This window comes from Amycolatopsis sp. NPDC023774 (genome assembly GCF_040639695.1).
In the GTDB taxonomy this organism is placed as follows: Bacteria; Actinomycetota; Actinomycetes; order Mycobacteriales; family Pseudonocardiaceae; genus Amycolatopsis.
Window position 1 is genome coordinate 1 of the sequence record NZ_JBFAAJ010000119.1, and the last position, 1,127, is coordinate 1,127.

Annotated in this window: 2 protein-coding genes; one reads left to right on the forward strand and one right to left on the reverse strand. The window is 70.0% G+C overall.

Annotation, left to right across the window (positions count from 1 at the left end):
- Positions 1-428, reverse strand: a 428-nt coding sequence (locus AB0F91_RS47265; protein ID WP_360609090.1) for an Hsp20/alpha crystallin family protein, incomplete at its 3' end; no start/stop codon positions are given.
- A 103-nt stretch (positions 429-531) separates the two neighbouring features.
- On the opposite strand from AB0F91_RS47265, the gene AB0F91_RS47270 reads away from it, so the two are divergent.
- Positions 532-1,127 (forward strand): HSP18 transcriptional regulator (locus AB0F91_RS47270; protein ID WP_360609092.1); only part of this gene is annotated, 596 nt, incomplete at its 3' end.

The window sequence follows — 1,127 nt, forward strand, 5'->3', positions numbered from 1 at the left end:
TCCCCACCAGAAGCGGCGGTCGAGACCGCGATCCGCCGCGGCTGCGCGGTTTCGGCCACCGGAACCCGCACGGTCAACACACCGGCCTCATACACCGCGCTGATCCCCGCCGGGTCCAACCCCTCCCCCAACAACACCTGCCGGGAGAACACCCCATACGGCCGCTCCGCGATCTGCAGCCGCGCATCCGCACCAGCCCGCACCGGGCGCCGCTCGGCCTTCACCGTCAGCACATTGCGCTCGAGCTCCACCTCCACCGCCTCGGGATCCACCCCCGGCAAGTCGAAACAGGCCACGAACTCCCCACCGGCCCGATAAGCGTCCATCGGCATCGCAGCGGGCCGCGACCACGTCCCCGGCGCCGCCCCGCCCCGCAACTGCTGCGCGAGCCGGTCGACCTCGCGGAACGGATCGGTGCGCATCAACATCGGTTCCACCTCCAGCGCTCGTCTCGGACTTGTCAACGCGCCCCACCGTTCTAACATGTCATCCAAACGTTGACAAGCAGAACGTCATCGGAAGGTTGACACCATGCACGAAGCGGACGCCCTCACCCTCATCGACCACGCCGTCACCGACCTGCGCGCCGGCACCGCCGACGCCGACCAACTACTCACCGCCCTCAGCGCCCTGCACGCACTACGAACCAGCCTCGCCACCTGGGAACCCGAACTCATCACCGCCGCACGCACCGCCGGCGTGAGCTGGACGGCACTGGCACCCGCCCTCGGCGTCACCAGCCGCCAAGCCGCCGAACGCCGCTACCTACGACTCCAACCCACCACCACCGGAGAAACCACCGGCGAAGGCCGCATCCACGCCCAACGCGACCGCCGCGCCGGCGACCGCGCCGTCTCGCAATGGGCCCGCCGCAACGCCGCAGTCCTACGCCGCCTCGCCGCCCACATCACCACCGCCGAAGGCATGACCCCCGCCGGACAACAAGCCGCAGCCCACCTCACCCAAGCCCTCGCCACCGACGACGCCTCAGCACTACTCCAACCCCTCGCCGCCACCCACCCCCACCTCACCCCCCACCACCCCGACCTCGCCCGCCAAATCGCCCACATCAACACCGAAAGCGGCCGCATCCGAAACCAAGCCATCTCCGACCGACGACGCCGGAC